This is a genomic window from Nostoc punctiforme PCC 73102, assembly GCF_000020025.1.
Taxonomy (GTDB): domain Bacteria; phylum Cyanobacteriota; class Cyanobacteriia; order Cyanobacteriales; family Nostocaceae; genus Nostoc; species Nostoc punctiforme.
The window spans coordinates 5,484,680-5,510,000 of record NC_010628.1; the positions used below are offsets into that span (position 1 = coordinate 5,484,680).

Here is a 25,321-nt window from a genome sequence, read left to right on the forward strand (position 1 = left end):
TAAACCTAGATGATTAAATTGATTGGTATTTTTCTCAGTCTGTTACTTGTGTTTGGCTGGGCTACTCCAGTCATGGCACAATCTCAACCGCCCATTACTCAAGAACAGTTAAAACAAGGTGATGAGTGGGCAAATCAAGCCTTTGCAGCGACGAATCAAGGTGATTTTGCGACGGCTGAAACTTACTGGACAAAAATTATTGAGCAATTTCCGACAAATGCAGGGGCGTGGAGTAACCGGGGAAATTCGCGGGTGAGTCAGAATAAGTTACAAGAGGCGATCGCAGATTATAACAAAGCGATAGAACTAGCGCCAAATGTCACCGATCCATATTTGAATCGGGGGGCGGCGTTGGAAGGGTTAGGAAAATGGGACGATGCGATCGCAGATTATAATTATGTCTTAGAACTCGATCCTAACGATGCGATGGCGTATAACAATCGGGGAAATGCCAAAACAGGTTTAGGAAAATGGGAAGATGCGATCGCAGACTACAAAAAATCTAATGAGATAGCCCCAAATTTCGCCTTCGCCCGTGCTAACTACGCCCTCGCCCTTTATGAAACTGGTCAAAAAGAGCAAGCAATCCGCGAGATGCGAAATATTGCCCGTAAGTACTCCAAGTTTGCTGATGTGCGTGCCGCCCTCACAGCTGCATATTGGGTGAATGGAGAGCAAGGTGAAGCCGAAAGCAACTGGGTAGCAGCTTATGGACTTGATAGCCGTTATAAGGACATTGACTGGGTAAAAAATATCCGCCGTTGGCCTCCCAGTATGGTATCAGCTTTGGATAAGTTCTTGAAAATCAAATAGAGGCATTGCTCGTGACTCATTTTGGCATCATCTGTCCTGGTGCAGCAACAGGCCCTCTTAATACTATGCTTCGCTTGGGCCAGGAACTTCAACAGCGTGGGCACCGCGTCACCCTTTTCGGAACCAGAGATTATCCGCGAGTATAATGTTCAGCAAATTGACTTGCTAAAAGTGAATGTGAAACGAAGTAAGTTAGATGTACTTTTAGGTGTTGAAGAGCAAGATTGGCCGAAGATTAAGCAAGTCGTTGTAGAAGTACACGATTTGGATAATCGAGTTAAAAGAATTACAGAGTTACTTCAAAAATACGGTTTGAGCAAGGTTACAGTGAAGCAAGAACCCTTTAAAGAGGGTTCTGACACTTTCAACTTATATGCTTTACGGGATTCATCTAAAGTATTCTAAAACTCTTCAAACTGAACTAGAGCTAGTCTGGAGAATAGGCTGATTTTGAAGACGCTTCCCCTTAACCACCATCTGCACACCACCTGCTGGGCTAAATAGCAAACCCTTACGTACTGGTCGGACTGGTTTACTATCAGCCAGTTCCATTTGCCAGCGAGACAACACTGTTGCCAACACCAGTTTCATTTCAAACAAGGCAAATGCCATTCCAATACAGCGACGGTTCCCGCCACCAAAGGGTAGATACTCGTAGGGAGAAAATTGTCGTTCCAGAAAACGCTCTGGCTTAAATTGCTTCGACTCAGGATATAAATCTTCTCGATGATGGGTCAAATAAATAGAGGGAATTAGTATAGTTCCAGGCTCAAAGTTGTACTCCCCAATTTGTAGCGGTGATTTGACTAATCGATTTAGTGCTGACATTGCCACTGGGTAAAGACGTAGTGTTTCAGAACAGACAGCATTTAAATAAGGCAATCGGAAAATAGCGTTTGGATCTGGTTTTTCACCCAAATTATCTAGTTCTTGCAACAGTTTTTCCCGCACCTGTGGTCGATGATGAATCCAGTACAGCGCCCATGATAAGGAAGTTGCAGTAGTTTCATGACCTGCCACTAATAGGGTCATCAGTTCATCACGTAATTCCAAGTCTGTCATTGGCTCTCCCGCTTCATCACGAGCAGCCATCATCAAAGATAAAATATCAGTCCCAGATAGATTGGGTTGTGCTTTGCGTTCTTGAATCTGGGCGTAGATGAGTTGATCGATTTGCTGCCGTAAACGTAAATATTTTCCCCAAGGACTCCACGCTCCTAAATCCTGTCGCATTGATGGAAAAATAAGCAGAACTGTTCTTAGTAGAGGGATTTTGGGATTTAGGATTTTAATTAGGAGTTCGTTGAGTTTCTTGTAACGTGGTCCATCTTCTAGACCAAATACAGCCTTCAAAATCACTTGGAAAGAGATTGCTTGCATAGATGGCAAAACTGCAAAGGTTTCTCCAACCTGCCACTGGCTACTCACTTGCTCTGTGATTTCACGAATTAACTCACCATAAGCCAGCATTCGTTCCCCGTGGAAGGGGGGTGTCAAGAGCTTTCGTTGTCGCTGATGAGGCTTTCCATCTAGCGCCAGTAATGATTGCTGTCCTAATAAAGGCGCTTTAATACCTGCTGATTCACCAGAGTCTAACTGTTTTGGATCTGTAGTAAAAATCTGCTGAATTGCCTGGGGATTGCTAATGAAGACTTGATGAGCAAAATTTTGTCCGAGTTTGAGAGTGAAGATATCACCATAACGTTTAGTGCAGGCTTCCATGTATTCTAAGGGATTAGTAAGCCACTGATACATCTGTATCCAAGGGTGAGTTTGAGGGCCGTTAGGCAGTTTAAGTAAAGACATTTTTATGAATTTCCCAATGATTGGAGCAAGATTGCGATCGGTTAGTTATTCATGCACCCGCAGCTTGATTAATCTTAGAACACGGATCAGGCAGATGAACTTACCAATTCTTGAATCTGCCTTGGGGTCAATTCCTGCACATTACGCAAAACTACTGCTGCTCCTGCTGCTAGCAGTGTCTCACCATAAGCATCACTACGCGATGCTGTTTCCTGCACATGAGGCGGTAAAACCCCTACACCAATCCAAGTGCGAGCAGAATCTAGACCCCGTGCTTTCTCGACGGTATACATATCTGCAACCGTATCTCCCACATATATGATGATCGCTAATTTTTGCTCAATTCCATTTTCTAACTCACGAACTGTAGCGAAAAGTCCAGTAGGGTCAGGTTTACCTGGCGCATCTTCCATCGCAATCAACACCGGAGATTGCAAACCCAGGCGTTTTTCCAATATGTAGTTAGCAGAACCACGAGTAGCACCGCTGAAAAATCCCCAAGCAATCCCGGCTTGGGTAAGTTGCTCTAAATAGCTAGGTTGTAATAATAAGGGTTCATTACAGATATACCCTGTAAAATTATTTGGGTCTGAGCCTCGGTAACGCGATTGAAAAAACGCAACGATCGCATTGTAATCTAGTTGCAGTTGTTCGCGGGTCTGTCCTTGGGTTTCAAAGTAGCGGTAAATTAATTCCTGCGATGCTTCCCAATCGTTATTCCACACGCCTTCAGACTTCAGTTGGTCAATATCCAGTGGAGTTGGACGATATGCTTGGGTGGTAAAATATTCTACGGTATCTGCGATCGCCCGGCGATAGGAACCGCCAACATCGCGCACAACGCCATCAATATCGAAAATAACGATCGCTTTTGCTGAAGTTTGTTGAGTCATGGGTAGGGAGGAAAAGAGTTTTATTTTTATCTTGCCTATGTATTCATCCTTTCATAAATAGCAGAAGATGTCGGAATAAAAAGTATCCCAAAACTGAGGCAACAATCCTCTCTGTGGTTAGTTTATTTAGATAATTTATTTCTTGGAAATCTCTAAATCATATTTAAGTACAAGGAATAAGGAAGAAAAACGAACCGTATAGACGCGGAGCGGCTACTCTACGAGAACGCCAAAGGCGAACCCGCAGGGTAGGGCACAAAGAAAGAAGTTAAAAGGGTTTGGCGCAGCCTTACAAAGAAATGGTATTGGAAGTCAAGCTTGAGAGCGATCGCATCCTAATCGCTTTCAAGATACAAAAGCTGCTCTCAACCAGTTAAGCAGGGGTATCTCCCTGAGAATTTACGACTGTTCCATGACCTTTTCCATTAAAAGAGGCTAATTCCCCAGATGGAGTAGGTTCAGGCGATTGGGGTGGTTTGGGAGGTCTACCTTTAGTGGCAAAATCTGTAAGATTTTTGATCGCTACATAAAGCACAGGCACTAGGAGTAGGCTCATGATGGTGGAAATCAATAAGCCGCCAAACACAGCCGTACCAAGCGAAAAACGGCTGGCTGATGTATTCTTGAAACGTCATGCTACTAAAATGCTTAACTGTGCTGCCTAAAACCCGCAAGATGTAGCACTTTTTAGAATCGTCATTGGTGAATCAGGTCGCTTTCCAGAACTAGGACGCGCTTTTCTCCAAAATGTTGAGAAACCAAATCTTGACTTTATCACCCAATACTTTGCTACTCATCTTAAACTTCAGCTTGCCGACCCAGAAGTTGCAGCCCGGATGTTTATCGGAACGCTGCTCCATATTGTGACTACGCGAGATATGCTGCATGGTGGAGATATTATGCCAATAGAGTGCGATCGCTTCATCGATGGCTTGCTTTCACTGATTATTCATCCAAGCAAGAGCACGAGATCATGACTTTGGGAAAAAATCAGAGTCGAGGACTTGCTCTAGTGTAAAAGGAGATTGTTCTGGGAAGGTAGCGATGTCTAATCCAGTTTCAATCACAGCAAGTCGTCTAGCCGTTTGATAGCTTTCATCAAAAACCCGATCGAAGTCAGGTTTCAAACTCGGACTTTCCTTGAGTGACTTTTGGACTCGCCTACGGTGTTCTAAAATTGTGTACTGCCAACTTTTTGAGCGTCTTTCAGTTTGAATTTGGTATTTGAGCAGATGCATCAGCAACACTTCCAGATTGCTCTCCAATGCCCGCTTTTCACTTCTGCCCATCGTTTCAATTTCTTCAATCAGGTTTTCTAAGTCCAGTTGTGTGAAATTCTTTTGTTTGAGCAGTTCTGCCGTGGTTTGAATCCACAGGTAAAAGTCTTGCTCATACAAATCTGAACCAGATGTTGTTTGAGATTGGGGCAGTTGGGCAGTCATAAGCCTCTTTAATTAGCGCCGACTATACCTTATGCTAGCCCAATCTAATTACAGTTTGGTCATTTGATAGGGTATTGCGTTAAAATAAGCGATCGCTATCCTAGTTCAGTAATGCCCGGAAATTCCCGGAGGTGTGATTGACAAAGTTTATTTTGAAAATTCTGTGGTTAGACGAAAACGTTGCTCTAGCAGTCGATCAAATTGTCGGCAAAGGCACAAGTCCCTTGACTAAGTACTTTTTTTGGCCCAGAAATGATGCCTGGGAAGAGTTAAAAAAGGAATTAGAGTCCAAACATTGGATTACTGACCTGGATCGTGTCGAGTTGCTTAATAAAGCGACAGAAGTGATTAACTACTGGCAAGAGGAAGGGAGAAACCGTCCAATGGCAGAAGCTCAGTTAAAATTTCCAGAAGTTGCCTTCACAGGTAGCGCCTGATTTACAAAATTAGCTATTGTCCTGTTCTACAAGCTGCCACAGTTTGATAGTCCTGTCCCGACTGGCACTTGCAATTAATTGTGTAACTTTGCTCACAGCAACAGCAGATACTGAGTCTACATGACCAGAGAGAGTAACAATCTCTTCTGCTGTGCTTACCCTCCAAAGTTTAACTGTTTTGTCGCAACTTGCACTTAGGAGCGTTTCGCCATCGGCAGTAAAAGCCACAGCCACCACAGACCAAGAATGGCCTACAAGTGTGCAAATTAGCTGACCAGTGTTTACCTCCCACAACTTAATAGTGTTATCATCACTACCCGTCGCCAACATTTTCCCATCGGGACTAAAAGCGACTGTCAAAACCGCCCATGCATGACCCGAAAGGGTGCTTAACAAGCTATAGCATGGGCGGTTTTGAACAAGGGGGAAGGGGGCAGGGGGCAAGGGGTAAGGGGTAAGGGGAATGTCCTCCGCTCCTTGTGAGTAGTCTTTTAACTCAGCACTATTCATATCTCCCTGCTCCCGTTCGTCTACGCTCACGGCAAGCCTGCTCCCTGCTCCCCTGACTCTTCCTAATACAGGTATTTGCCACAGACGAATTGTTCTGTCATAACTAGCGCTGGCTAAAAGCTGTCCTTGGGGACTAAATGCTACTGAATTTACCTGTAATTGATGTCCAGTTATGGTGCAAATTTCTGTGCCAGTATTTACATCCCAGAGTTTGATTGTCTTATCCCAGCTACCACTAGCGAGAATCTGCCCATCTGGACTGAAAGCAACTGATTTTACCGCGTGTGAGTGTCCCAAGAGGGTGCAGATTTCTTTTAATGTATCAAACTGCCACAATTTGATAGTTTTATCGTCGCTAGCAGTTGCCAGAATTTGACCATCTGGACTGAAGGCAACTGATTTTACAGCTTGGGAATGTCCTGATAAGTTAGCTAAGACTTTTTTAGTATTTAAATCCCACAATTTGATGTTTTTGTCATCACTACCACTTGCTAAAGTGTGACTGTCTGGACTAATGGCAAGGGCATTCACACTACTCAATGTCCCAGAATGCCCAGTTAAAGTATGCAAGCATCGCCAAGGAGGATTTGGTAATTTAAAATTTTGAGTTTTACATTCCATACCCATTGCTTGCATAACTTCATCAGCCGATTGAAAGCGGCGGTTAATGGTCTTTTGCAGCAGCTTGTCGAGGATTTGCGCCAAGCGTAGACTCTTTGAGTCTTGTCGCCAGACATCGCTAACCTTAGTAGTAAGATATTGTTGCCAAACCCAGCAATCGTTAGCAATATCATATAAATCAAAGGGAGGAATCTGAGTAAGTAAGTAAATACAAGTTACACCCAAGCTATATAAATCACTAGCAAAAACGGCTTTTCCCTTCGCTTGTTCTGGTGCCGCGTATTCTGGACTGCCAATACTGGTTTCAGATGTTAGCCGATCGATTTCTGTGACAATTTTCGCAGTGGTAAAATCGACTATAACAAAATTCCCCTTTTTAGTAATTGGGGATCTACGGATGATATTTTGGGGTTTAATATCGCGGTGGATGATGTGGCGATCGCTAATAAACTGCAAAACTGGCAACACATCTTCTAAAAGTTGCCAAATCTGAATTTCATTAAAAGCACCTTCTTCTTCTACTACCTGAGCTAAATTAGTGCCTGCAATAAACTCCTGCACTAAATAAAAATGCCCATCCTGCTGAAAATAAGCTAATAAAGCGGGAATTTGCGGATGCTTCCCTAATTCCTCTAGCTGTTGCGCCTTTTGCTGAAAAGTTTTAAATGTCTCGTATTCCTGCGAGATTTCTTGAACAACGCAAGGAATTGGCGGAAACTGATCCTCATCTACAGCGAGAAAGGTTTTACAGAATCCCCCCTTACCAATTGGTTTCAGTAAACGATAACGTTCTTGTAAAAACAAAATTTTCTACCAAAATTACAGGGTAGGCATCTTGCCTACCCAAACTAAAATATAACCATTTTATTAAATTGCATTTCTCGTAGGGTAGCACAGCTTTGCTACCCTACCGGATATTACTTATCTACAGGAAAATTCACAACTATCGGTGGAAGACCGTTATCTGTGGTTGGTTGTGTTTGGGTAACTACTGGTTGCGGATGCAAAGGTGTTGGTTTCAATTCACCTTTACCAGTTTGATTCCATAAAATCATGGATAATAGCCCATCCACTAAGCCGTTATTGCTGCCATTACTACCAACTAAGACATCTGGAATTAAGCGGACATGGCGATCGCCTATAATCTGCATTAGTTGCATTGCTGTATAACCTTGTGAACCCAAAGCTTCCACACCAGTGCGGTAGGTTTCAGCTTTAGCATTACCCGTGGCCCGAATACCTTCAGCCTCAGCAATTGCGCGGAGTTTTGTCCCCTCAGCTTCACCGTTCGCCTGCTTAATTTGGGCTTTGGCTTTCAAGTCAGCAATATGTACACTCTGTTCTGATTTCACCATTTCTTGCTGGATATCAGCCAGTGCCGTTTCCCGTACTAGCTGCTGCCGTTGGGTTTGCGCCATCTGCTGGACTTCATAAGTCTTGCGTTCTTCTTCGGCAATTTTCCGGTCTGTCTGTGTCTGCATTAACGACGCTGGTGGCAGAATATCACCAATCAGGGTGTCGATCGCTTGCACGTCATAAGCCCGCAATGCTGTTTTAATATACTCAGCAGCCTCAGCTTGTCGCTCACTCCGAGCCGTCAAAAAGTCTAGTACAGTATAGTCTTGGGCTGAGTTGCGGAAATAATTCCCGATAGTTGGTTCTAATACATGGTCTACCAGATTTTGCATTACACCAACGCGAGAAATTACCTTCGGGGCATCTAAAGCACCGACATGGATAATTTGTGCTACTTCTAAATCAAAGGCAAATCCATCACGCGATCGCACTGTTAAAGAAGCCAGTTTAGCATCATAGCTGTGGCGTTCAGTCCGACCTGACCAGTTTAAGACGATGTTAGTCGTTGGTACGAGTTCAATCTTCATAATCCGGGAATTAATCGGGTGCTTACCAGGATATAGCGGTTCAACCCACACACCCTTATGTCCCTGATTCACCAAGTTACCGTGGGTGAAAGCTGCACCACTGACATCTTGATGTGCTTTACCGACGAAAGAAATCACCACACCCACATACCCAATGGGAATTTCCGTCATAGGCACTTGTTCAACTTGTACAAACCAAGGATTCAAGTTCCAAGAACCAGAAAGTAGAATCTGCTCTTGTAAACCTCGCCGTCCACCTCCATCAATAAATTTATAACCATTTTGGAAGTTGTCGTGTCCGTCAATTACGGGGCCTGCGAGTTCACCAGCAGAAATTGGTACACCATCTAAAGTAGTGACAATGCCAACTTTGTCAGATGCAAGACTGTACACCCGCAACTGTTCTGGAGCCATGCCATGAGCGCTGGCATTCGATGCCATGATGACTTTAAACAGGGCGGTGTTAATTCGGTACGTACCTGCGGTGAGAAAACCCATCTGCCGCCCTTTTTCACCACCTTGGGTAAGGAATTTTCGAGCATCTTGGAAGTTGTCACAAGTCACAATTTTACCCAAAATCCGCTCTGGTGGGTTGGATGCACCATCTGCCGCCACAATCAAAGCGATTTCCCCTTGGGGAACGACAATCACCGACTCTTTTTTTACAGAATACTGCCAAGGCCAATAGCCCCAGTGCCAACCAGGAGGCAGAGTATCTGCCTGTAAACCTGCTTCACCATTAAGAGCAATCAATCCTCCGGCTGGGATTCCGCGCCCAGAAAGGGTAAATTTTCTGACCACAATGCCAACTTCACGTTCGCCAATAACTACTAGTCCGCCAAAGAATAGGGGGACGAATATGACTAAACCACCGACAAGTACGATGGGAACCAGTACAACAGGATAGATTCCAGCAGATTGATATTGAGTCCTGCTGATTGGTAACTGAGCAATATTTGGTGTAGTCTGATTTCGCTCGACTAATGCCGAAGTTATTTCTTTTGCAGTAGTTGTTTTAACAGAAGTAGCATTGGCAGAATGAATACCACCAGCGAGCGCTAACGTTGCTACGATAGAGGCCGCAAAACGAGCTACCTTATTTTGTTTACGAGTACCAAGCAAAGATGAAAAGCTTTTCATAATTTGTGCCCATTTGGGCAACTAATTAGCTAAGTTAACACTTCAGCATGGCTTGCCTCGATTTCTTAAACTTGACGTAATTTTTTTGAAAAATTAATAAATAATTTGTAGGTTGGACATTGCCCAACCTACAAAGTTGAAATAGAAAGTTAAATTAGACCAAACCGCCAGCTGCTTGAAACCGAGCGCGGGCGCGTTTGAAAGCTTGATTTGCCTTGATTTGGGCTTGGCGATCCTCTGATGAGACTTGATTCAGTCCCGCTTCTGCTTTGTTGTAAGCAGCACGAGCTTCTTCAAGGTTAATTTTGTCGCCACGTTCAGCGCCGTTAACCAGAATTGTCACTTCATTTTCTTCGACTTCGGCAAAGCCACCCAAAAGAGCGATCGCTTCCCAATTCTGATTTTTTGCGGCACGGACTCGCATTACACCAGTATCCAGGGCGGTTAAAAGTGGTGCGTGTCCAGTGAGGATACCTAGTTGACCAGTTGTGCTAGGCAAAACTACTTCTTCTGCTGGAGCATCCCAGACTGTTTTATCTGGGGAAATTACCCGAACGGTTAATGTCATTTGTCTTTTGTCCTTCGTCCTTCGTCTTTTGTCCTACCCTACGGGAAGCCGCCCAAAGGGCATCTATGTCTTTTGTAATTGCCATTAGTCATTAGCAGTTGAACTAATGACCAATGACCAATGACTAATGACTAATGACTAACCTTTGATTTTTTCAGCTTTAGCGATCGCTTCGTTGATATCGCCAACCAAGTAGAAAGCCTGTTCTGGCAGAGCATCCAACTCACCAGACAGAATTTTTTGGAAGCCTTTGATGGTATCTTCCAACTTCACATACTTACCAGGAGAACCGGTGAATACTTCTGCAACAAAGAACGGCTGAGACAAGAAGCGCTCAACTTTCCGCGCCCGTGCCACGATTAGACGGTCTTCTTCAGACAATTCATCTAAACCGAGAATGGCGATAATGTCTTGGAGTTCTTTGTAACGTTGCAGAGTTGATTGCACCGCCCGCGCAGTATTGTAGTGTTCGTCACCTACAATATTTGGTTGGAGCATGGTGGAAGTTGAACCAAGGGGGTCAACTGCGGGATAAATTCCCTTAGCAGCCAAACCGCGAGACAGTACTGTGGTTCCGTCCAAGTGGGCGAAGGTAGTAGCAGGTGCGGGGTCTGTGAGGTCATCCGCAGGTACGTATACTGCTTGAATGGAGGTAATGGAACCCTCTGTAGTCGAGGTAATCCGCTCTTGCAGTTCACCTACGTCGGTTCCCAATGTGGGCTGATATCCTACCGCAGAAGGCATCCGACCCAATAGCGCGGATACTTCCGAACCTGCTTGCACAAATCGGAAGATGTTGTCAATAAACAGCAGCACATCCTGCTTGTTCACATCCCGGAAGTACTCTGCTACTGTCAATCCCGAAAGACCAACCCGCATTCTAGCTCCGGGTGGTTCGTTCATTTGACCGTAAACTAGAGCAATTTTTGATTCGTTGAGGTTCTCGTTATTGATAACCCCAGACTCAATCATTTCGTTGTAGAGGTCATTGCCTTCACGGGTGCGCTCACCCACGCCAGCAAATACGGATACTCCACCATGCTGGGTAGCGATGTTGTTAATCAACTCCATCATGATCACGGTTTTACCAACACCAGCACCGCCGAACAGACCAATCTTACCGCCGCGTCGATAGGGAGTCAGAAGGTCAACAACTTTAATCCCAGTCTCAAACACCGAAGGTTTGGTTTCCAGGTCAGTGAATTTAGGAGCAGAGCGGTGGATGGGTAAACTTGCCTCAGCATTTACAGGTCCCCTGTTGTCCACAGGTTCGCCAAGGACGTTGAAAATCCGGCCCAAAGTGGCTTTACCAACTGGCACGGTAATGGGAGCGCCTGTATCGGTGACTTCAAAACCGCGCACTAAGCCTTCGGTGGAACTCATCGCAACAGTCCGCACTTGGTTGTCGCCCAGCAGTTGCTGTACTTCAACGGTGATGTTGATTTCCTGTCCACTTTCGTTGGTGCCAACGATTTTCAAAGCGTTGTAGATTTGTGGCAATTTCCCGCCGGGAAATTTAACGTCTACAACTGGGCCAATGATTTGGGTAATGTAGCCAATGTTTGTTTTTTCTGCGGTTGTGACCATGCTGCGCCTAATGAGTGAAGCTATATTTCAGATAAGGTCGGAGAAGACATAAAATTAAGCAATGTCACCTTTCAGATTAGCACTGAACGCCCCCACCTTCGCCTTAAATTGATCATTAAGACTGGGGCTTGGGGATCAAGATTACGGTAGGCACTCAAACGGCTCAAGAGACTCAAAATCAAAAACTGCCGCATCTCGTAATAGTAGACACAGCAGTAATCAAAGTAGATTAGTGATTAATTTATGCTTTAACTGAAGCTTTCTGTTGCTGTTTGAACTTTAGGAGGGAAGTAGCGCCGAAAGTAGCGAATGTCACTAAACCTAACAAAGATCCAGGTTCGGGAACTGACTTACTTACAGGAGTAAAGGAAAGATTGTCATATACAAAATAACTTGCCGCTCCTGTTCCAGTGAGAACGACCTTGCTGACATTACCTAAAGACGAAGAAAAGCTTAACTTCTTCCATTCTCCGACTGCTGTATTAATTGTGCTTGCACCCAGGAGAAGGTTGTTGATATCAAATGCTTGTAGTTGGAAAGTATTAGAAAAAACTCCTCCAGAAGCGAAGATAGAGAAATCACCTATCGAGTCAGCAAAACTTATTGTTTCTGGATCTGTTGGTATACCACCGTTTGATAGCATGGCATCGCGATTGAACGCTAAAAAGTTAGAGCCACTGAGTGCGTTAACTCCAAAATTGCCCAATTGATCTATTATTGAGCCACCACTTAGTTGACCTGAACCACTAAATTTTACACCCAAGGGCGCATACAAGTCAGTAAGAGCAGTGCTGTTAAAGAACAAAGATGGAGCATTTATTGAATTGCCATTGGCATCTGTGTCAAAGTTAATCAAGCCAGCCTGTGCTGTACTGAAGGTTCCTAGAGTTATAAATGTTGTGCCGATGGTAGCTATTGATAATTTCATTAAAATTGAAGTAGCCATAAAGCTCATTTCTCCAAAAAAGTGTGTGTTAACAATGGGCTTACTCTCAACTGCCTAAGCAAAGATTAAGAGCGAAATTGCACATAAGCGCCTTACACGCAATAGGTGATGATTCAGACGCTTATAGCTAGCGATCGCACATCAATCACTAACAGTTAACAGTAATAATTAGACTACTGGAATGGTATTAGCTTGATTTCAGCTAAGTCGCATAATTACGGTTATTATTGGGTATTAATAATTTAAAAAACAGTATTTTTATCAGGACTTACGCAACTGGCACAATGCGATCGCCAGTTGATAGTACATGAGTATTAATTAAATCTGATTTTGAAAGCCTTGTCTTCGTAATAGAAGTCGCTGTCTTGGAAGCAAAGCATGAAATATTCATGAGAAAATAGGTAGAAGTTGTATTAGATAAATTTGCTAACGGTAATGAGATTTACTAAGCTTAGTTACTGCCAATACTTATTAAGTAGTCAAATTAATTATACAATTACCAATTTGGCAGAGCATTTAGAGAGTATTAGTCATGATGCCATTAACTATTATTTGAAAAGAGAGAAATTAACACCTCGTTTACTATGGGATAACGTGAAAGACCTAGTTGAACCTGATGACAATGGTTACATAATATTTGATGATAGCGTTTTAGATAAAATCTAGAAATGGTAGCTTTTGTGGATTGAGCTTAAGCATAATTAACTCTAATGGTTAAATTTTCTCTAAGTTATGATTTAGCGATATCCACCTGATTGTAACTATTTTTAGGCGATCTTCCTTTGCGCCTTTGTGAGACAAAAAAGGCGAACCCAAAAAGTTCGCCTTAATTATATGCTGTTGCTCAATCCAAACCTAAATCTAAATCTTTGCTTCTTCTCTCACCAACTTATCCCAACCCAAATCTTTCAAATTATTATTCCGACGTAGCGGACGAGTCACTAACTCTAATATGTCACGCGCATTCGTAAAGCCGTGAATTTGAGCAAAAGTGAACTCTACCGACCACTTAGTATTAATACCGCGTGCTTCCAACGGATTAGCGTGAGCCATACCAGTAATTACCAAATCTGGTTTCAACTCATAAATTCGCTGAAGTTGATTGTAGTTATCCGGTTTCTCCACAATCCTTGGCAGGGGTGAATTCATTTCTTGGCAAGTTTTCTCCAACAGCGCCAACTCAGCAGCTTGATAGCGCTTATCCATGTAGGGAATGCCGATTTCGTGAACTGTCATCCCACAACGGATTAAGAATCTTGCTTGGGAAATTTCCAACAAGTTATCACCCATGAAGAATACAGACTTACCGCGAATCAGTTTCACGTAATCTTCCAAGCCTGCCCAAATTTGTGCTTCCCGTTCATCCAAACCCTTGGGAGTAATACCGAACACCGAGCAGATTTTCTCAATCCAAGCGCGGGTTCCATCGGGGCCAATGGGGAAGGGTGCGCCAATGAGTTTACACTTACGGCGACGCATTAAAGTGGTAGCTGTGCGGCTGAGGAAGGGGTTGACACCAGCGACATAATACCCTTCTTCCAGTACTGGCAGTTCGGTGAACCGCTTCGCGGGTAGCCAGCCGGAAACTTTGATGCCTTGTTTCTTCAGTTCCAAGGTTAACTGAGTCACCACAGGGTCGGGAAGGGAGCCAAAGAGAACTAAAGGCGGATGATCTACATACTCAGATTCATCTTGGGCGACATCTTCCTTCTTCTTACCGAAGTTTAGCAATTTAGCGATCGCATTGCGTTCGCTCTTCTCTGTTTCCGCCACCGGAGCCTTATCAGGGCAACGGTTAGCCATTGCTGCTAATACCGTGTCTTCCCCTTGGGTGAAGGCGTAATCTAGACCATTTGCACGCGCAACAACGATGGGAATCCCAATTTCAGATTCCAGCTTCGGTGCCAAGCCTTCCAAATCTGTTTTGATAATTTCCGTGGTGCAAGTGCCAATCCAGACAATTACACTAGGATTGCGATCACGTTTAATCTGCAAGCACAACCGCTTTAACTCTTCATAATCACTCAGTTGTGCGGAAATATCGCCTTCTTCCAACTCTGCCATTGCATAGCGGGGTTCAGCAAAAATCATCACCCCCATCGCGTTTTGCAAGAAGTAGCCACAAGTTTTTGTCCCAATCACCAAAAAGAAGCTATCTTCAATTTTTTGGTATAACCACGCCACGCAGCTAATTGGGCAAAAGGTATGGTAATTCCCGGTTTCACATTCAAAGCTTAAAGCTTCTGGTTGTTGAGCGACAGTCATTTTGGTTTTTTCTCCCCTTGATATTTAATGGCAGGTCAACTAATTTTAGATTTTAGACTTCGGCTTCTCTCCGAGACGCTACGCGTAGCTTGCTTCCCCGGAGGGGTACGCTCAGTCGAACGATTGATAATTTTGGATTGAAGGCTGGGACAACAAAAGTATCCGCTGTCTAACGACAATTTCCCTAATTTCTCATCCAAAACCCCAAATCTAAAACTTAAAATTGCGAAGAACGTCAATAATTAAGCGTTGGGGAAGAGACGGGCAATTTCTGATTCATCAAAAACGCCTGCTGGCAGTTCTTCCCCCAAAAAATCGTTATTTTCTTCAGCCTTTTGTAAAGCTGTTTCATCACCCCAGACATCTGATAACACGTCTTTAAACGCATTCTCATCTAGTGGAACATCTTCAAGCACTTCATCATCCAGCTTTACTTCCATTACAGCTGTTGTATCTGTATCGAAAGCAATTTCCCCAAACTCATCTGCTTCTAAATTAGAGGTTTGGAGAGACTCATCTTTTGAAGCGTGTCCGTTGGATAAGGAAATATCGCCAAAGCCATTTTCGGTTTCCTCCAACGCGCTGATTTCCAGACTTTGCTCATCAGAATTCACCATTACGAACTCTTGAACTACCGCCACCGACGCAAAGCCATTTGTATGAGCATGTGTCAATGTTTCTTCTTCAGGCTTTTCGTCAATGACATCTGCTGCTTCTTCTGCATACTTCTCTACATCTGGGTTGACGAGAAAGCGATTACCGAGAGCAAAATCTGGGTCAAAATGCAAATCCAGCACCTCAATCAGGGTATCGGCATCAGGATTAAGTTTGGCAAAGGGCAACATTAACTGCGCTAGCTTTGGCTCTAGGGCGTTAAGAACTCCCAGGATGAGGTAAGAAGGTGGTCGCTTCCCGCCATCAGGGGTGTACACTGATTCCACTTCCATGTGCAGGGTAATCCAGTCTCGATTATTCTGGAAAAATTGCAACCACTTTTGTTTTATTGAATCCGTAAAGCTGTGAAAGAAAGCCATGTTATTGTCCCCCATCCTGAGAACTTGGTGATTTATACAATCATCAAGTCTAGTTCCTCTTCTGAATTAGGAACCTGGGGTTTACCCGGATTTAGATAAAAATCGGACAACAAAGAGAACAACTCCCGATCTGGTGTGTCGTTAGGTACAACACCTTCGGGACGCGCTAGAATTTGGTCGGCGATGTTGAGATAGTAGTCGCAAACGTAGTCTAGGGAAGGATCTTGCTCTGCCATCTCAAACAAAGTCTTACCTTTCACACGGGAAACACGGATATCTTCAATCAAAGGTAAAACTTCCAAAACTGGCATTGGCACAGCTTCTATATATTTTTCAATCAAGTCGCGCTTGGAGGTGCGATTGCCAATTAACCCAGCTAGACGCAGTGGGTGAGTTCGGGCTTTTTCGCGGACTGAAGCAGCAATCCGATTGGCAGCAAACAAAGCATCAAAGCCGTTGTCTGTAACAATCAGGCAGTAATCTGCATAGTTGAGTGGTGCTGCAAAACCACCACAAACTACGTCACCCAGAACGTCAAAGAGAATTACATCGTACTCATCAAAGGCGTTGAGTTCTTTAAGTAATTTTACGGTTTCGCCAACTACGTATCCACCACATCCAGCACCCGCAGGTGGGCCACCAGCTTCTACGCAATCCACACCGCCGTAGCCTTTATAAATCACATCTTCCGGCCAAACATCTTCGTAGTGATAATCCTTTTCTTGGAGGGTGTCGATAATTGTGGGAATCAAAAACCCAGTCAGGGTGAAGGTGCTGTCATGTTTTGGGTCGCAGCCAATTTGCAGCACTTTCTTGCCACGTTTAGCTAGGGCGACGGATATGTTACAGCTAGTTGTGGATTTACCGATACCACCTTTTCCGTAGACTGCTAGTTTCACTGTTGTTTCCCTCTTATAGCTATCTTGTCAAACTTGTGGCTCAAACATTTGCCTTCACCTTTCCTGAGATGGCGATGCGTGAGGTCTGTTGATGTCATTATTGGGCAAATTACATAGAAAAGAAAGTCGCTCTTAATTTATAAAACAGTTTTATCCAATGAATTAGAGCTTAATTATGGGCATTTTGGTTTTTATGAGCTAAAAAGGCTTATTTAGCTCTATAAGTTATCTATAAAAAGTTTTTATTATCTATTTTTATAAAAAGAGTTACAAAATAAAAAAGCTGAAATTGGCTTTTTTGAATGGTTTTCATCGGATTAGATGATGTTCGTGCAACGTGCTTTCAGGGCATTCAGGCACAGGTGCAAGGGCAAAGAGAGGTATATGCAGCATGATGCTGGAAATACTGCTGAAATTTGCGTTAGCGTAGCTCACCGTACTACTTCCCTACGGGACGCTACGCGAACGTGGGAGCAAGCTACGCGTAGCGTCTCGTAGAGAAGGTATCGCAGATAAATTGCCAGTTTTCAGTCGGTAGTCACAACTATGTAATTACTGCTTGAGAGTGAATGAGTGTGATTTTGTAAAATATTATTAATTTTGCAAATATTTTCTAAGTCCAAGCCGAGCGAATAGGATTCGTGGCTACACAAATTTAGCCCACCTGCGTGGGCTAAGAGTAAGAGAAGAAACGTAGAGTGTGCGTAAGTCTTAATTTATTTCAGTCTATGTTATGTATTGAAGGTAATTAGGACACCTCAGTTTCAATTTCCTGGATTTCTTGTAATGTTTGCCAGCCAGCTTGCCACTGGGAGTTATCTTGTAATAATTTGGCATTTATCCAAAAACGGACTTTAGGATCGCAAGAAGCAACCATTTCGGCGTAAACCCACTTAGCCTGATTTTTCCGATTGACAACTTGGAAGTGCCGCCAGCCATCAACTTTTCGCTGTGCAGTCCACTTAGAACCAACTAGGTAAGGAAATTTTTGTTTTTTAGTCATTTGTTATTCGTCATTTGTCATTTGTCATTGGGAAAACACTTTCTTTATCCCAAATTTCCAATATCCAATTAAGATGTCACCAAATCGCCGTTACGGGTAAACTTTTGGCAATTCAACTCACTATCTTGCTGGACACATAGCGAAAACCATCTGATATGACTCCAGCAGGTATTAATATTGTTGGTAATTTTGCGCTTTTTCTTAGAAAGGCGTTGTCTTACAACTTCATTCGGGCAAAGAATTTCTAACGTACCCGTACCATCTTCGTAATTGGCGATGCGAAATAGACAGTCTTGCAACATAGCACGGCTGCTGCTGTCGAAGAACCGCTTAAATCGCTGTAGCTTTTCCCCTTCAGTCATTTGGCTGATGGGTTTTATTTTCAAGAAATCCTCATCCTCCAAATCAAAATCATCATTTTCAAAGTCGTAGGAGTCAATCATTTTCAGCATCCACTATGCGACCTGGGATCATGGTAACTCTGTATGGGGTAGGAGGAAAATGGTGGAGGCAAGGTAGAAGAACTTTAACCCTCTTGTGTCACTATCGCGGTAGTATAATAATGTACAAAGCCTAGAACCAAGACATAAAGCATGGTAGAGCCTCGTTCACCCATAAAAACCGTCAAGTTTGTGGATGAATATTGCTTATGGTATAAAAACCTGTTTTCAGATGTTAGGAATTTTGAAGCTTTCAAATATCTACATATAGGATGTATTTCCGATTTAAAACGGAAAAGTCTACCTGAAATAGCGAAAATTGTCGGGCTAGATAACTATCAAGGACTACATCATTTCTTAACTACACCATCATGGTCAGTAGAACAGTTAAGAGCTTTGCGATTACAACTAATTTTAGAGGTACTAAAAGGAAGACCAATCATTTTAATTATTGATGAAACAGGAGATAAAAAGAAAGGTATACCACAGATTATGTGAAACGTCAGTACATAGGCAATTTAGGAAAAGTAGAGAATGGCGTTGTGGCAGTCACAGCTTACGGTATGTTCTGTGGAATGACATTTCCACTGCTGTTTGAAGTATACAAGCCACGAGAAAAATTAAAGCCAGGAGACAAATATCTTACTAAGCCTCAAATCGGGGCAATGCTAATACGCAAGCTACAGTTAATGGGATTCAAATTCAACTTGGTACTAGCAGATAGCTTATATGGTGAGAGTAGCACAAATTTTATACCCGTATTAGATGAATTAGATTTAAATTATCTAGTAGCAATTCGCTCAAACCATTCTGTAGCATTGCTTAAAGGTCAGTATACTCAATATTTAAACTGGCATAAGTTTAAAAGAGTATTCTCTGACTTAAGTAGTGAGAATCGGTTTATTAGAGAAATAATACATGGCAAACGTAGCAATCATAGGTATTGGCAAATTACTACAGACACTCTTAACTTACCTGGAAACTCTACCTGGTATGTAATGAGTAAATACCCAGACATTACACCAAGAGAAGTTGGGAATTTCTATGGCTTTAGGACATGGGTTGAGTATGGTTTAAAACAAAGTAAGAATCAGTTAGGTTGGGCAGATTATCGTTTTACTTGCTATGAAGATATTGAACGGTGGTGGGAGATTATTTGTAGCGCCTACTTAATGGTTAGTCTTCATTCAGAATCTCTGCGCCCTTATCCCCTAGATTCTCAATCAACATTTGCTTCACATCAGAGGTGGGATAATGGTAAAGGTTGGAAGAATATTCTCAATAATCTCCGTCTCATCCTTCAACCTTTTACCCTATTTAATTTAATTCAGCCTTGGCTTTCAGTTTTTCCTATTCCTCATTTATCTTTGGGATTTGCTAAACTCCAATCTGTTGTTTATTACCTTACCTATCCTACTTTTATATCCCTGACTGACCCTGATTTCTATTTTTCCTCTGCCTAAAGTGACACAACAGGGTTAATACGTCATGCTTACTTACGCATTTAGATTTATGCTGAGGTTCAGCCAGCTTCGGCAATAACCTTTCCAATTTCTTGAAGGGTTGACCTGTTGCCAGCAACACAGCAATGAATGGGAAATGAGAACTACGGGAAAATACGACTTTTACAAGACGTGAACACCGATCTAGGCGATCGCTATCCTGTTCATACAATATCTATTGAGAACAGAAATTTTCTTTACTTGGTGTTCTGGTGGTAGCCTCCGACAAGCCACTACGCCTCTACGTTCCTGAAAAAGCCTATGCAACCTACTAATCCTAACCAATTTACAGAAAAAGCCTGGGAAGCGATCGCCCATACCCCCGATATTGTTAAACAATATCAACAACAGCAAATTGAAAGCGAACACCTGATGAAGGCGTTGCTAGAACAAGATGGTCTAGCAACTGGGATTCTCACCAAAGCGGGTGTTAACCTCCAAAAACTGCGCGATCGCACTGAACAATTTTTTCAACGTCAGCCAAAAGTATCTGGTACTAGCAGTTCTGTTTACTTGGGACGCAGCTTAGATACACTTCTAGACCGGGCAGACGTGTATCGCAAAGAGTTTCAAGATGAATATATTTCAATTGAACACTTATTGCTGGCTTACGCTAAAGATGACCGCTTTGGCAAAGCTTTATTCCAAGAATTCGGTTTAGACGAAGGCAAACTAAAAGATATTATTAAACAAGTTCGGGGGAGCCAAAAAGTGACCGACCAAAATCCAGAAGGCAAATACGAAGCACTGGAAAAATACGGGCGTGACCTCACAGAAGCCGCGCGTAAAGGTCAACTCGATCCAGTGATTGGGCGGGATGATGAGATTCGCCGCACTGTCCAAATTCTGTCTCGCCGCACCAAGAATAATCCTGTGCTAATTGGTGAACCGGGTGTTGGTAAAACTGCTATCGCTGAAGGATTAGCACAGCGTATTATTGCAGGTGATGTACCCCAGTCCCTCAAAGACCGCAAGCTAATTTCTTTAGATATGGGTGCTTTGATTGCGGGGGCAAAATTCCGGGGTGAATTTGAAGAACGCCTGAAAGCAGTATTAAAAGAAGTTACTGAATCTGGCGGCAATATTGTTTTATTTATTGATGAAATTCACACCGTTGTTGGCGCTGGTGCAACCCAAGGCGCGATGGATGCGGGTAACTTGTTAAAACCGATGTTGGCGCGGGGTGAATTGCGCTGTATTGGGGCGACAACTCTAGATGAATACCGCAAACATATCGAAAAGGATGCCGCACTAGAAAGACGCTTCCAGCAGGTTTATGTCGATCAACCTAGTGTAGAAGATAGTATTTCGATTTTGCGCGGGTTGAGAGAACGTTATGAAAACCACCACGGGGTAAAAATTTCTGATAGTGCTTTGGTCGCCGCCGCCGTATTGTCGAGTCGATATATTAGCGATCGCTTCTTACCTGATAAAGCCATTGACTTGGTAGACGAAGCCGCCGCCAGATTAAAAATGGAGATCACCTCCAAACCAGAAGAACTCGACGAAATTGATCGCAAGATTCTGCAATTGGAAATGGAGAAGCTATCGCTGCAAAAAGAAAGCGATGCCGCTTCTCGTGAACGTCTAGAAAGACTAGAAAAAGAAATTGCCGATCTCAAAGAAGAACAAAGAACCCTAAATACTCAATGGCAATCTGAAAAAGATATCATTGACAAAATTCAATCCGTTAAAAAAGAGATTGAACGGGTCAATTTAGAGATTCAGCAAGCAGAACGCGATTACGACCTTAACCGAGCTGCGGAGTTGAAATACGGTAATTTAACTAGTTTGCATCGTCAGTTGGAAGCAGTAGAAGCTGAATTGGCAAGTGCCCAAAGAAGTGGAAAATCACTATTACGGGAAGAAGTCACAGAAGCTGATATTGCTGAAATTATTTCTAAATGGACAGGAATTCCCATCAGCAAGCTGGTGGAATCTGAGAAAGAGAAACTACTGCATTTAGAAGATGAACTACACCACCGTGTGATTGGACAAGAAGAAGCAGTCACAGCCGTAGCGGATGCAATTCAGCGATCGCGCGCTGGACTGGCCGATCCCAATCGTCCCATCGCTAGCTTTATTTTCCTTGGGCCTACGGGTGTGGGTAAAACCGAGTTGGCGAAAGCGCTGGCGGGCTATATGTTCGATAGCGAAGATGCGCTGGTGCGAATCGATATGTCGGAATATATGGAGAAACACGCCGTCTCCCGTTTAATCGGTGCGCCTCCAGGATATGTGGGTTACGAAGAAGGCGGACAACTAACAGAAGCGATTCGCCGCCGTCCTTACTCAGTGATTCTCTTTGACGAAATCGAGAAAGCACACCCTGATGTTTTTAATATCTTCTTGCAAATTCTCGATGATGGTCGCGTCACTGATGCTCAAGGTCATAAGGTGGACTTCAAGAATGCTATTATTATCATGACTAGCAACATCGGTTCGCAATACATTCTTGATGTCGCTGGGGATAATGCTCACTACGACGAAATGCGCCGTCGAGTCATGGAAGCGATGCGGAATAGCTTCCGTCCAGAATTCCTCAACCGGATTGACGAAATCATCATCTTCCACGGTTTAGATAAGAAGGAATTGCGGCAGATTGTGCTGTTGCAAGTACAAAGATTACGCCAAAGATTGGCCGATCGCAAAATATCCCTCAAGCTCTCAGATGCTGCACTTGACTTTTTAGCAGAAGTAGGATATGACCCAGTTTATGGGGCGCGTCCACTGAAACGGGCGATTCAGCGAGAGCTAGAAACTCAAATTGCCAAAGCCATCTTGCGCGGTGAATTCACCGATGGCAACACCATCTTTGTAGATGTGCAAAATGAGCGTCTTTCTTTTAGTCGCTTACCTGCTGAGGTGTTTACCAGCTAATTGAAAAAGAGGCAGGGGAGCAGGGGTAGGTAGGAGAGACAAGGTGACTTGAGTGAGAGCTTTCCCCTTATCCTCTTCCTTAAAGATCATCTCACGCCAAAACGCCAAGTCAAGCAAGAGCGTCTTGGCGTTTTTTTATCAAGCATTCGTAAGGTAATAATTACGAATTACGAATTATTTTGACCCTTACAAATCACTTGTCGCATTTTCCGCATATTTGCAGGCAATTCAAAGTTCATTGCTTGTTGAATGAAAATTGATGGAATAGGAATCAGAGGTGTAGCTTGCACAGTATAAGCAAGTAACGTGCCATTTCCGCAATCTTTGAGTTCTAAATTGGCGTTAAAATCCTCAAAAGTCCCTTTTTCCATGCGAAATTGGATTTGTTGCCCCAGCACTTCTACAACGTTGAGGTAAATTTCCACTTGAGCCGTGAAAAAGAAAAAGGCTTTTTGTGCTGCTTGATATAGACGCTTAACTTCACCTTTGTGTGATATCTCGCTTTTAGTGATATCAGGAAAATATTGCACCCACCGGGGATAATCAGTTAATTGCTGCCAAACTTGCGATCGCACCATCGGCAAATACATCCAGGCTGTCACTGCGCCACCACATGCCTTGTGCGATCGCGTTTCTACCAAGATTTCACCCTGTACCAGCAACTTTTGTTTATCTTGACTCCAAGCCATATCTGAACCTGCAATAATTGAGTCTGAGATATGAGACGCAGACATAATGATTTTAGTTACTCCTCAACTCATCCACCTAAATAGAATTGAAACTACAAGCTATAAAACTTGATTTAGATCCAACCCATTAAATTTTAGTTCCAGTGTAATGCCTATCCTTTCCGGAAAGGGTGAGTTTTTGGTAATTATTTCAGTTACTTTCCTGTAAAAGCTGTAGTTGCGATCGCAATTAATACTTAAGTAGACTTGATAATAACAGTATTTATAAATGAAAAACTAAGTTCTTAACAGCTAGAATGGCACAAACACTATTTAATATCAAGCACCTTACCCCAACCTCTGGATAGGATCTCTCGATTTTTACGTGTTATTTATGATGAAACTGTAACTTCATCATAACTTCATATCTAATTGTCAATATCAAGTGTAATTTCTGTTGAGTTGAGAGGAAAATTAAGTGAGTCAATCTTCTTTAAATCGTAGATTAATCCAGATTTTCGGTATTCTTCTTGGTGTTAGTGTAGCCGTTTGGGTACTGAGAGGCTTTGGTATTCTCACTTTTATTCCAGGTGGAATAATTTTGCTACTGCTATTAGGGGCGATCGCGATCGGGATTATCAGTTATGCCCAAAGGACTTGGTGGCGTTTGTAATCTGAATCTCTCATAATCTGGGAAATTGCCGCCAAGGTTACACGCCTTACCGATAAGCCTTTATCCTCTCGTTTAAGAATTGTAGCGTGAGCATTTTCACTTACTGTCAAAAGTATTTAATAGGGAAGCGATGCCAACAATTTATTAGGGGAAAGAAACATGGCAAAGTATATATGTACCGTTTGCGGCTATGAATATGACCCAGAATTCGGCGATCCAGATAGCGATATAGCGCCGGGAACAGCTTTTGAAGATATACCAGATGATTGGGTATGTCCGACTTGTGGTGCCACAAAAGATCAATTTGAACTAGTTGAATAGCGAAGATAAGGGCTAGCCTAGTAAAGTACGTCCTATTGAGAAATTTTAGAATTTGCTATCGTTACGAATCGTAGTTATTGGGGGTGGGGCAGCGGGATTTTTTGGTGCGATCGCTTGTGCTAAAGCCAATCCTGATGCCCAGGTTACTTTACTCGAAGCCAGTCGTCAACCACTGGCGAAAGTGCTAATTTCTGGTGGTGGACGCTGCAACGTCACTCACGCTTGCTTTGACGCGGAGGAGTTAGTACAAAATTACCCCAGAGGTGCAAAAGCTTTGCGGGGTGCTTTGACTCGTTTTGGCCCTCAAGATACAGTAGCTTGGTTTGCTGCTAGTGGAGTCTATCTAAAAACTGAAGCTGATGGCCGGATGTTTCCTGTCACCAATACTTCAGAAACCATTGTGGAATGTCTGATTAAATCGGTGGCGACATCTGGGGTAAAACTCCGTGTCGGTACACACGTAACTTCCGTAAAACGAAGTGCAGCAGATGAGGGATTTGATATTCTTCTCAAGTCGGGAGAGACGATTAAATGCGATCGCCTACTTCTTGCCATCGGTAGTAGTATTGTCGGTTATAAAATTGTCCGAGAGTTAGGCCATCAAATAGAACCACCAGTACCCTCGTTATTTACCTTCAACATTGCCGATCAAAAGTTGCGAGAGTTGGCTGGAGTTAGCGTTAACCCTGTCCAATTAAGGTTATCTGCGGGCGGAAAATCCCAATTACAACAAACTGGGTCATTGCTAATTACCCACTGGGGTTTGAGTGGCCCGGCTGTTTTAAAGCTTTCTGCTTGGGGTGCGAGAGTTTTGCATGAAAGCCGCTATCAAGCCAAATTATTGATTAATTGGCTGCCCCTTCTGCACCAAGAACAAGTGCGAGAAAAAGTTTTAGCAGTTAAAGATGAATGGGGAAAGAAAGCGATCGCATTGCATCGCGGTGTTGATTTACCCCATCGTCTCTGGCAATATATCATTGCCCGTGCAGG

General features: G+C 43.2%; 23 protein-coding genes and 2 pseudogenes (1 of these 25 only partly in view). 10 read left to right on the forward strand and 15 right to left on the reverse strand.

From position 1 onward, the window contains the following. Nucleotides 1–9: 9 nt before the first annotated feature. Nucleotides 10–813, forward strand: a complete 804-nt coding sequence (locus NPUN_RS22245) for a tetratricopeptide repeat protein (RefSeq protein ID WP_012410739.1) — start codon at nt 10–12, stop codon at nt 811–813. Nucleotides 814–909: 96 nt separating this feature from the next. After that, the gene (locus NPUN_RS22250) at nt 910–1,218 is read left to right on the forward strand and encodes a class I SAM-dependent methyltransferase (protein ID WP_012410740.1); all 309 of its coding nucleotides are present in this window, start codon (nt 910–912) and stop codon (nt 1,216–1,218) included. Between the two features lie 6 nt (nt 1,219–1,224). Here NPUN_RS22250 and NPUN_RS22255 read toward each other — a convergent pair whose 3' ends face one another. From NPUN_RS22255 to NPUN_RS22265, 3 genes are all read right to left on the reverse strand, one after another. Further along, entirely contained in the window at nt 1,225–2,619 is a 1,395-nt protein-coding gene (locus NPUN_RS22255; protein ID WP_012410741.1) for a cytochrome P450, read from the reverse strand. A gap of 86 nt (nt 2,620–2,705) precedes the next feature. After that, nucleotides 2,706–3,512 (reverse strand): TIGR01548 family HAD-type hydrolase, encoded by an 807-nt coding sequence (locus tag NPUN_RS22260; protein ID WP_012410742.1) that lies wholly within the window; start codon nt 3,510–3,512, stop codon nt 2,706–2,708. Between the two features lie 373 nt (nt 3,513–3,885). Continuing rightward, entirely contained in the window at nt 3,886–4,098 is a 213-nt protein-coding gene (locus NPUN_RS22265) for a hypothetical protein (protein WP_086000604.1), read from the reverse strand. A 112-nt stretch (nt 4,099–4,210) separates the two neighbouring features. On the opposite strand from NPUN_RS22265, the gene NPUN_RS44885 reads away from it, so the two are divergent. After that, complete coding sequence (locus tag NPUN_RS44885) at nt 4,211–4,489, forward strand: TetR/AcrR family transcriptional regulator C-terminal domain-containing protein (protein ID WP_419788443.1); 279 nt, start codon at nt 4,211–4,213, stop codon at nt 4,487–4,489. Here NPUN_RS44885 and NPUN_RS22270 read toward each other — a convergent pair. Continuing rightward, nucleotides 4,484–4,954 (reverse strand): DUF29 domain-containing protein, encoded by a 471-nt coding sequence (locus NPUN_RS22270; RefSeq protein WP_012410743.1) that lies wholly within the window; start codon nt 4,952–4,954, stop codon nt 4,484–4,486. The two genes, NPUN_RS44885 and NPUN_RS22270, sit on opposite strands and share 6 nt — an antisense overlap. 137 nt (nt 4,955–5,091) lie before the next feature. Here NPUN_RS22270 and NPUN_RS22275 point away from each other — a divergent pair, with 137 nt between their 5' ends. Then, on the forward strand, nt 5,092–5,391 hold the full coding sequence (locus NPUN_RS22275) for a 30S ribosomal protein PSRP-3 (protein ID WP_012410744.1): 300 nt from the start codon (nt 5,092–5,094) through the stop codon (nt 5,389–5,391). 9 nt (nt 5,392–5,400) lie between these two features. Here NPUN_RS22275 and NPUN_RS22280 read toward each other — a convergent pair whose 3' ends face one another. The 5 genes from NPUN_RS22280 to NPUN_RS22300 form a co-directional block, all read right to left on the reverse strand. Next, nucleotides 5,401–7,326 (reverse strand): serine/threonine-protein kinase, encoded by a 1,926-nt coding sequence (locus NPUN_RS22280; RefSeq protein ID WP_012410745.1) that lies wholly within the window; start codon nt 7,324–7,326, stop codon nt 5,401–5,403. Nucleotides 7,327–7,439: 113 nt separating this feature from the next. Next, nucleotides 7,440–9,545, reverse strand: a complete 2,106-nt coding sequence (locus NPUN_RS22285) for an SPFH domain-containing protein (protein ID WP_012410746.1) — start codon at nt 9,543–9,545, stop codon at nt 7,440–7,442. A gap of 154 nt (nt 9,546–9,699) precedes the next feature. Then, nucleotides 9,700–10,113 carry an ATP synthase F1 subunit epsilon gene (gene atpC, locus NPUN_RS22290; protein ID WP_012410747.1) on the reverse strand — a complete coding sequence of 138 codons (414 nt, stop codon included), beginning with the start codon at nt 10,111–10,113 and terminating at the stop codon, nt 9,700–9,702. A gap of 138 nt (nt 10,114–10,251) precedes the next feature. After that, nucleotides 10,252–11,700: a F0F1 ATP synthase subunit beta gene (gene atpD / locus NPUN_RS22295; RefSeq protein ID WP_012410748.1), complete on the reverse strand. Its 1,449-nt coding sequence runs from the start codon at nt 11,698–11,700 to the stop codon at nt 10,252–10,254. Between the two features lie 241 nt (nt 11,701–11,941). After that, nucleotides 11,942–12,646 (reverse strand): PEP-CTERM sorting domain-containing protein, encoded by a 705-nt coding sequence (locus NPUN_RS22300; protein WP_012410749.1) that lies wholly within the window; start codon nt 12,644–12,646, stop codon nt 11,942–11,944. Nucleotides 12,647–13,081: 435 nt separating this feature from the next. Between NPUN_RS22300 and NPUN_RS44890 the strand changes: the two are divergent. Next, nucleotides 13,082–13,306: pseudogene (locus tag NPUN_RS44890) on the forward strand (IS701 family transposase); the annotation flags it as partial. A 201-nt stretch (nt 13,307–13,507) separates the two neighbouring features. On the opposite strand, the gene NPUN_RS22310 reads toward NPUN_RS44890, so the two are convergent. The 5 genes from NPUN_RS22310 to NPUN_RS22330 form a co-directional block, all read right to left on the reverse strand. Next, nucleotides 13,508–14,911: a ferredoxin:protochlorophyllide reductase (ATP-dependent) subunit N gene (locus tag NPUN_RS22310; RefSeq protein WP_012410751.1), complete on the reverse strand. Its 1,404-nt coding sequence runs from the start codon at nt 14,909–14,911 to the stop codon at nt 13,508–13,510. A gap of 242 nt (nt 14,912–15,153) precedes the next feature. Further along, nucleotides 15,154–15,945 carry a DUF5331 domain-containing protein gene (locus NPUN_RS22315; RefSeq protein ID WP_012410752.1) on the reverse strand — a complete coding sequence of 264 codons (792 nt, stop codon included), beginning with the start codon at nt 15,943–15,945 and terminating at the stop codon, nt 15,154–15,156. A 32-nt stretch (nt 15,946–15,977) separates the two neighbouring features. After that, entirely contained in the window at nt 15,978–16,844 is an 867-nt protein-coding gene (bchL, locus tag NPUN_RS22320; protein ID WP_012410753.1) for a ferredoxin:protochlorophyllide reductase (ATP-dependent) iron-sulfur ATP-binding protein, read from the reverse strand. 748 nt (nt 16,845–17,592) lie between these two features. Continuing rightward, entirely contained in the window at nt 17,593–17,847 is a 255-nt protein-coding gene (locus tag NPUN_RS22325; RefSeq protein WP_012410754.1) for a TIGR02450 family Trp-rich protein, read from the reverse strand. A gap of 68 nt (nt 17,848–17,915) precedes the next feature. Continuing rightward, the gene (locus NPUN_RS22330; RefSeq protein WP_012410755.1) at nt 17,916–18,299 is read right to left on the reverse strand and encodes a hypothetical protein; all 384 of its coding nucleotides are present in this window, start codon (nt 18,297–18,299) and stop codon (nt 17,916–17,918) included. Between the two features lie 141 nt (nt 18,300–18,440). Between NPUN_RS22330 and NPUN_RS22335 the strand changes: the two are divergent. Beyond that, nucleotides 18,441–19,750, forward strand: a pseudogene (locus NPUN_RS22335) (IS701-like element ISNpu5 family transposase). A 300-nt stretch (nt 19,751–20,050) separates the two neighbouring features. Next, complete coding sequence (clpB, locus tag NPUN_RS22340) at nt 20,051–22,669, forward strand: ATP-dependent chaperone ClpB (protein WP_012410756.1); 2,619 nt, start codon at nt 20,051–20,053, stop codon at nt 22,667–22,669. A 167-nt stretch (nt 22,670–22,836) separates the two neighbouring features. Here the strand turns inward: clpB and NPUN_RS22345 are convergent, their stop codons facing one another. Then, entirely contained in the window at nt 22,837–23,403 is a 567-nt protein-coding gene (locus tag NPUN_RS22345; RefSeq protein WP_041565560.1) for an SRPBCC family protein, read from the reverse strand. 412 nt (nt 23,404–23,815) lie between these two features. On the opposite strand from NPUN_RS22345, the gene NPUN_RS22350 reads away from it, so the two are divergent. From NPUN_RS22350 to NPUN_RS22360, 3 genes are all read left to right on the forward strand, one after another. Continuing rightward, nucleotides 23,816–24,010 (forward strand): hypothetical protein, encoded by a 195-nt coding sequence (locus tag NPUN_RS22350; protein ID WP_012410758.1) that lies wholly within the window; start codon nt 23,816–23,818, stop codon nt 24,008–24,010. Nucleotides 24,011–24,169: 159 nt separating this feature from the next. Next, a complete protein-coding gene (rd, locus tag NPUN_RS22355) occupies nt 24,170–24,331 on the forward strand; it encodes a rubredoxin (protein ID WP_012410759.1) in 162 nt (53 codons plus the stop codon). A 52-nt stretch (nt 24,332–24,383) separates the two neighbouring features. Continuing rightward, nucleotides 24,384–25,321 carry the 5' portion of a BaiN/RdsA family NAD(P)/FAD-dependent oxidoreductase gene (locus NPUN_RS22360; protein ID WP_012410760.1) on the forward strand. It continues 307 nt past the right edge of the window, so 938 of the gene's 1,245 nt are visible here — the first part of the coding sequence; its start codon is at nt 24,384–24,386; its stop codon lies beyond the right edge, outside the window.

Excerpts from the sequence above, each read along its gene's own strand:
- NPUN_RS22245 (WP_012410739.1), top strand. The coding sequence starts at position 10 with ATGATTAAATTGATTGGTATTTTTCTCAGTCTGTTACTTGTGTTTGGC.
- NPUN_RS22255 (WP_012410741.1), bottom strand. The coding sequence starts at position 2,619 with ATGTCTTTACTTAAACTGCCTAACGGCCCTCAAACTCACCCTTGGATA.
- NPUN_RS22260 (WP_012410742.1), bottom strand. The coding sequence starts at position 3,512 with ATGACTCAACAAACTTCAGCAAAAGCGATCGTTATTTTCGATATTGAT.
- NPUN_RS22270 (WP_012410743.1), bottom strand. The coding sequence starts at position 4,954 with ATGACTGCCCAACTGCCCCAATCTCAAACAACATCTGGTTCAGATTTG.
- NPUN_RS22285 (WP_012410746.1), bottom strand. The coding sequence starts at position 9,545 with ATGAAAAGCTTTTCATCTTTGCTTGGTACTCGTAAACAAAATAAGGTA.
- atpC (WP_012410747.1), bottom strand. The coding sequence starts at position 10,113 with ATGACATTAACCGTTCGGGTAATTTCCCCAGATAAAACAGTCTGGGAT.
- atpD (WP_012410748.1), bottom strand. The coding sequence starts at position 11,700 with ATGGTCACAACCGCAGAAAAAACAAACATTGGCTACATTACCCAAATC.
- NPUN_RS22300 (WP_012410749.1), bottom strand. The coding sequence starts at position 12,646 with ATGGCTACTTCAATTTTAATGAAATTATCAATAGCTACCATCGGCACA.
- NPUN_RS22310 (WP_012410751.1), bottom strand. The coding sequence starts at position 14,911 with ATGACTGTCGCTCAACAACCAGAAGCTTTAAGCTTTGAATGTGAAACC.
- NPUN_RS22315 (WP_012410752.1), bottom strand. The coding sequence starts at position 15,945 with ATGGCTTTCTTTCACAGCTTTACGGATTCAATAAAACAAAAGTGGTTG.
- NPUN_RS22325 (WP_012410754.1), bottom strand. The coding sequence starts at position 17,847 with ATGACTAAAAAACAAAAATTTCCTTACCTAGTTGGTTCTAAGTGGACT.
- NPUN_RS22330 (WP_012410755.1), bottom strand. The coding sequence starts at position 18,299 with ATGCTGAAAATGATTGACTCCTACGACTTTGAAAATGATGATTTTGAT.
- clpB (WP_012410756.1), top strand. The coding sequence starts at position 20,051 with ATGCAACCTACTAATCCTAACCAATTTACAGAAAAAGCCTGGGAAGCG.
- NPUN_RS22345 (WP_041565560.1), bottom strand. The coding sequence starts at position 23,403 with ATGTCTGCGTCTCATATCTCAGACTCAATTATTGCAGGTTCAGATATG.
- rd (WP_012410759.1), top strand. The coding sequence starts at position 24,170 with ATGGCAAAGTATATATGTACCGTTTGCGGCTATGAATATGACCCAGAA.